Here is a 5099-nt window from a genome sequence, read left to right as displayed (position 1 = left end):
CGCCGGTGCAGCCACAGCCGCCAGCCCATCAACACGCCAAAGACGGCCAGCAGCGCCAGCGGCGTGCTGATGTCCTTCTTCACCAGCCATAGATAGTGCAGAATGCCCAGCAGCGTGGCCGGGTAGATGAGCTGATGCAGCCGCGCCCAGTGCCGGCCCAGCCGCCGCTGCCAGCCGGTAGTGGAAGTCACCGCCAAAGGCAGCAGCATCAGCCAGGCGGCCATGCCCAGCGTCACCCAGGGCTTCTCCGCCACCTGTGCGACCAGCTGCCCCAGATCCAGATTCAGCTCGAACAGCACGAAGAACACCAAGTGAACACTGGCGTAGGCAAAGGCCATCAGCCCCACTGTGCGCCGCAGCCAGACAAAGCTGCTGCGCCAGCCCATTGTGCGCCACAGCGGACGCACCGTCAGTGTCAGCAACAGCAGATAGAGCGCCCAGTCCCCGGTGACATGCTCCAGCCGGCGGGCCGGCTCCGCTCCAGGCCCGTGCATGGCCATGTCCCATGCCGTCCACAGGGCAGGCAGCAGCGTCAGCAGAATGAGCGTGGCAACCCGCATCAGAACCACTTCTTCAGATCCATGCCGCGGTAGAGGTGAGCCACCTGCTCGGCATAGCCGTTGAACAGCTCCGTCCTGCGGTTCTTGAACCAGCTGCCCAACGGCCGTTCGGTCGCCTGTGACCAGCGCGGATGGGGCACATGCGGGTTGACGTTCGAGTAGAAGCCATATTCCCGTGGGGCCGCCTTCATCCAGGTGGTCTGCGGCATCTTTTCCACCAGGCGGATGCGCACAATGGACTTGGCACTCTTGAAGCCATACTTCCATGGCACCACCAGCCGGATCGGCGCGCCGTTCTGCGGTTCCAGCGGCCTGCCATACAGTCCCACCGCCAGCAGTGTCAGCGGATGCATGGCCTCATCCAGTCGCAATCCCTCCGTATAGGGCCAGTCCAGCAGCGGCGTGCGCTGCATCTTCAGGTGCTCCGGGTCATGGATGGATTCGAACACCACGAACTTCGCCCGGCTGGTGGGCTCGACCCGTCTGAGCAGCCGGCCCAGCTCGAAGCCGTCCCACGGGGCCACGAACGACCAGCCTTCCACACAGCGGAAGCGGTAGATGCGCTCCTCGATCGGCATCAGTCGCAGCAGATCTTCCAGCGCGAAGGCCTGCGGCTTGGCGCATTCCCCCTCCACCCGCACTGTCCACGGCTCGGTGCGCAGCCAGTCGCGATGCTCGAAAGGATCCGACTTGGCCGTGCCCAGCTCGTAGAAATTGTTGTAGTGGAGCACATGCTCCGCATCCGTGAGCTTGAACCCCTGACCATAGGCAGGATTGCGCCGTGCCGTGAAGGCGTAATCCGCCCGTGCCATCGGGCTGGCCAGCAGGCCCGCAGCCACCATGGCCTTCAGCCACTCACGGCGGGTAAGCCAGACGGATTCCGGTGTGATTTCGTTTTCCCTGACCTGCATCCCTCATCTCCCGTAATGCTGATGTCAATAGAGTCGAGCTTATATCGCAATTGTGACAGCCCGTGTATCGACAGGGGGCTTTGCCTCAGTCATGAACGGGCACTATATAATGACCGGATTGAATCAGGAGAGTCGACCATGCCCGGATTTGAACTGTTCGACGGTGCCGAACGCGACGAAGTGTTGGAGGTGATGGAGAAGGGCTTCACCTTCCGCTACAACTTCGACGGCATGCGCCATGACGTGTGGAAGGCGCGAGAGATGGAGCAGATGCTGCAGGACAAGCTGCAGGTGAAGCACGCCCATCTGGTCTCCTCCGGCACAACGGCGCTGCACACGGCGCTGGTGTGCGCCGGTATAGGCGCGGGCGATGAGGTGATCGTGCCGCCGTTCACCTTCGTGGCCACGGTGGAGGCGGTGCTGATGGCTGGCGCCATTCCGGTATTCGCCGAGATCGACGAGACACTCTGCCTGTCGCCGGAAGGCATCGAGGCGGCCATCACCCCGAAAACCCGTGCGGTCAATGTGGTGCACATGTGCGGCGGCATGGCCAGAATGGACGAGATCAAGGCCATCTGCGACCGCCACGGACTGATTCTGATCGAGGATGCCTGTCAGGCCACCGGCGCCACCTACAAGGGGCGGGCGCTGGGCACCATCGGCGATGTGGGTGCGCTGTCATTCGACTCGGTCAAGACCATCTCCTGCGGCGAGGGCGGCGCGGTGCTGACCAATTCGGACGAGATCTATGAAAAGGCGCACATGTTCACCGACCACGGCCACGATCATATCGGCTCTGACCGGGGTGCGGAAGGTCATCCCTTCATGGGCACCAACTACCGCATCAGCGAGATGAACGCCGCCGTGGGCGTGGCACAGCTGAGAAAGCTGGACCGCATTCTGGACATCCAGCGCCGCAACAAGGCGAAGCTGAAGGCGGCGCTGGCCAACTTTGGCGAGGTGGAACTGCGCCACCTGCCCGACCCGGCGGGCGACAACGCCGGTTTCCTGAGCTTCATGCTGCCCAATGAGGACCGCGCCCGCGAAGTGGCGCAGCGGCTCAATGAAAAAGTGGGCGGCGTGTTCTACTGGTGGGACAACAACTGGCACTATCTGCGCAACTGGGAGCACATCAGGCAGCTCAAATCCCCCTCGCGCCTGCCCATTCACGACATGCCACACCCCGATTATGAACAGGTGCAGCTGCCGAAATCCGACGCCATCATCAGCCGCACCCTGTCCATACTGATCTCGCTCAAGTGGACAGATGAAGACATTCAGGCGCGCATTGACGCCTTCAACGAGGTGCTGAAATGAAATTCCGCAACTTCAAGACCGTGCCGCGCATCATCTTCGGGCGGGGCGCCTACAACCAGCTGGTGGATGTGGTCGATGAACAGCGCAAGGCGGATGACGACTTTGCCGTGTTCATCATCGACCCCTCCCAGAAGGGACGGGATACCGAAACCCGCCTGCCGGCCCGGGAACAGGATCTCGTCATCTGGGCGGATGTATCCGAGGAGCCCAAGACCACCTATGTGGATGCGCTGACCGAACAGGTGCAGCGCCACAGGGACGGCCAGCTGCCCGTTTCCGTGGTGGGCATTGGCGGCGGCTCGGTGATGGACATCGCCAAGGCGGTATCGCTGATGCTCACCAATCCCGGTGGTGCGGCCAAGTATCAGGGGTGGGATCTGATCAAAAATCCTGCCGTGCATCATGTGGGCGTGCCCACCCTTTCCGGCACCGGCGCCGAGGCGTCCCGCACCGCCGTGCTCACCGGCCCGGAAAAGAAGCTGGGGCTCAACTCCGACTACACCGTGTTCGATCAGGTGGTGCTCGACCCGGAACTGATCCGGGACGTGCCGAAAAACCAGTGGTTCTACACCGGCATGGACTGCTACATCCACTGTGTGGAGTCGCTGGAAGGCACCTACCTCAATGAATTCTCCAAGGCCTATGGCGAAAAGGCCATGGATCTGTGCCGTCAGGTCTATCTGGATGACCACCCGGACAAGGACGACAAACTGATGATGGCCAGCTGGATGGGCGGCATGAGCATCGCCTATTCCCAGGTGGGCGCCTGCCATGCGCTCAGCTACGGCCTCAGCTACGTGTTCGGCTACCGCCATGGCATCGGCAACTGCATCGCCTTCAATGTACTGGACGAGTTCTACCCGGAAGGGGTGGCCGAATTCCGTGAAATGGTCAAAAAGCACGACATCGATCTGCCCACCGGCCTGAGCAAAAACTGGTCGGACGAAGAGATCGCCCGCATGGTCAGGATCGCCAAGGGCTTGGCCCCGCTGTGGGACAACGTCTTCGGCCCCGGCTGGGAGAAGAAGGTCACTGACGAGCTGCTGACCGACCTGTACAGACGGATGTAAACCATGCGCCGGATTGTCGCCTTCATCCCCGCCCGTTTCGCGTCCTCCCGCCTGCCGGGCAAGCCGCTGGAGAAGATCGCCGGCAAGATGCTCATTCAACATGTGTATGAGCGGGTGGCGGCGGCGCACAATCTGGACGCCGCCTATATCGCCACCGACAGCGAGGACATCGCCGCGGCGGCGCGCGGCTTCGGTGCCGAGGTGATCATGACCCCGGAAAACGTCACCTGCGGCACGGACCGCATTGCACGGGCGGCTGATGTGGTCGGCTTGGCCGACGACGACATCGTGGTCAACGTGCAGGGAGACCAGCCGCTGGTGGCCACCGAGTCCATTGAGGCGGTGGTCTCCCCCTTTCTGGCGGCCGACTATGACGGCAGCTTCGAGATGACCACCCTGAGCTACCGCATCCGCAACAGGGAGGAAATCACCAGCCCCAAGGATGTGAAGGTGGTGTGCGACGCGCAGGGCTACGCCCTCTATTTCTCCCGCGCCACCATTCCCTGGGGGCGGGATGATTTCGAGCATGGCGAGCACTTCAAGCATCTGGGTGTTTATGCCTACACCAAGCGCTTCGTGGACACCTTCGCCCACCTGCCGGTGGGCAGACTGGAGCGGCTGGAGATGCTCGAGCAGCTGCGTGCGCTCGAGTTCGGCTACCGCATCAAGGTGGTGGAAACCGACCACGACAGCCCGGAAGTGGACGAGCCGGAAGATCTCCGGCGCATTGAAGTCCTGCTGACGGGTGGAGCCTGAGCCATGCTCTACCGGCTGGCCACTGAATTGGCCGCGCCTGTCGTCACCCCCCTTCTGAAACGCCGCCGCAATGGGGTCTCCCCTGATTTTGCCAAGTCGTTTTTCAACCCGCTGGAAAAAACCGGAAAAATGCCGGAAAAAGGGGCCATCTGGCTCCATTGCGCCTCCGCAGGCGAGGTGGTGGCCGCCCAGCCGCTCATTGAGGCGTTGCAGGCGAAGAAAACCCCGCTGTTTGTCACCCTGTGGAGCCCCAATGGCGTGATTCGCCTGCATCAGCTGTTCGGCGATCAGGTGCCATGGAGCTGGCTGCCATGGGACCGGCTCGGCCCCCTGAGCCGCTGGATGGACGCACTCTCGCCCGCAGAGCTGTGGGTGCTGGAGACGGAACTGTGGCCCCATCTGCTGCTGGCGGCACGGGAGGCTGATGTGCCGGTGCGCATTGTCAATGCCCGCATTACCCACAAAACGCTCCGGGCGCCCGCCTT

At 62.6% G+C, this 5099-nt stretch carries 6 protein-coding genes; 4 read left to right on the top strand and 2 right to left on the bottom strand.

The window, feature by feature from the left end:
• Both F8K16_RS01625 and msrP read right to left on the bottom strand, forming a co-directional pair.
• The coding region (locus tag F8K16_RS01625; RefSeq protein WP_294946012.1) for a sulfite oxidase heme-binding subunit YedZ at positions 1–560 on the bottom strand (560 nt) is incomplete at its 3' end.
• Complete coding sequence (gene msrP / locus F8K16_RS01620) at positions 560–1471, bottom strand: protein-methionine-sulfoxide reductase catalytic subunit MsrP (protein WP_294946010.1); 912 nt, start codon at positions 1469–1471, stop codon at positions 560–562. The genes F8K16_RS01625 and msrP, both read right to left, overlap by 1 nt.
• A gap of 138 nt (positions 1472–1609) precedes the next feature.
• Here msrP and F8K16_RS01615 point away from each other — a divergent pair, with 138 nt between their 5' ends.
• The 4 genes from F8K16_RS01615 to F8K16_RS01600 all read left to right on the top strand — a co-directional run.
• Complete coding sequence (locus F8K16_RS01615; RefSeq protein ID WP_294946008.1) at positions 1610–2788, top strand: DegT/DnrJ/EryC1/StrS aminotransferase family protein; 1179 nt, start codon at positions 1610–1612, stop codon at positions 2786–2788.
• Positions 2785–3858, top strand: coding sequence for an iron-containing alcohol dehydrogenase family protein (locus F8K16_RS01610; protein WP_294946005.1), 1074 nt, complete (start codon positions 2785–2787; stop codon positions 3856–3858). The genes F8K16_RS01615 and F8K16_RS01610 overlap by 4 nt, the downstream gene beginning before the upstream one ends.
• 3 nt (positions 3859–3861) lie before the next feature.
• Positions 3862–4614, top strand: coding sequence for a 3-deoxy-manno-octulosonate cytidylyltransferase (kdsB, locus tag F8K16_RS01605; RefSeq protein ID WP_294946003.1), 753 nt, complete (start codon positions 3862–3864; stop codon positions 4612–4614).
• 3 nt (positions 4615–4617) lie between these two features.
• The coding region (locus tag F8K16_RS01600) for a glycosyltransferase N-terminal domain-containing protein (RefSeq protein WP_294946001.1) at positions 4618–5099 on the top strand (482 nt) is incomplete at its 3' end.

The sequence above is a fragment of the Sulfurivirga sp. genome (assembly GCF_015490265.1).
In the GTDB taxonomy this organism is placed as follows: domain Bacteria; phylum Pseudomonadota; class Gammaproteobacteria; order Thiomicrospirales; family Thiomicrospiraceae; genus Sulfurivirga.
This window is presented reverse-complemented; position numbering and strand designations above follow the sequence as displayed.